The sequence below is a fragment of the Methylobacterium sp. AC690 genome (genome assembly GCF_979256535.1).
Map to the genome: position 1 here is coordinate 1 of NZ_CEEDOX010000058.1, position 407 is coordinate 407.

Genomic DNA, 407 nt, shown 5'->3' on the forward strand with positions numbered 1-407 from the left:
GGCGGCTCGAGGCCGGGCACGCGGGCGTAGGCCTTGCGGATCCAGTGGAAGCGGGTGGGTCCGGTTCCGTCGTTGCGCAGGCTCCAGGTGGAGCCGGGGGGCAGGTAGGCGTAAGCGCCGGGGGTGAGGGCGTGGGCCTGTCCGTCGCAGACGAGGCGGGCCTGGCCCTCGACGAGGAAGAGTACGGCCTGGGCCTCGGGGTCGGGTTCGGGTCGCTCGCTGCCGCCGCCGGGGGCGAGGGTGACGAGGTACTGGGCGAAGGTTTCGGCGAAGCCCGAGAGGGGTCGGGCGAGCATCCAGGCCTGGGCGTGTTCCCAGAAGGGCAGCACGGAGGTGACGATGTCGCGCATCACGCCCCGGGGGATGACGGCGTAGGCCTCGGTGAACACGGCCCGGCCGGTCATCAG

1 protein-coding gene is annotated in these 407 nt (G+C 73.0%); it reads right to left on the bottom strand.

Going from position 1 to position 407, the window contains the following annotated elements:
* A partial coding sequence (locus tag AC0IY1_RS25315) for a cupin domain-containing protein (protein WP_471773329.1) occupies positions 1–407 on the bottom strand: 407 nt, incomplete at both ends.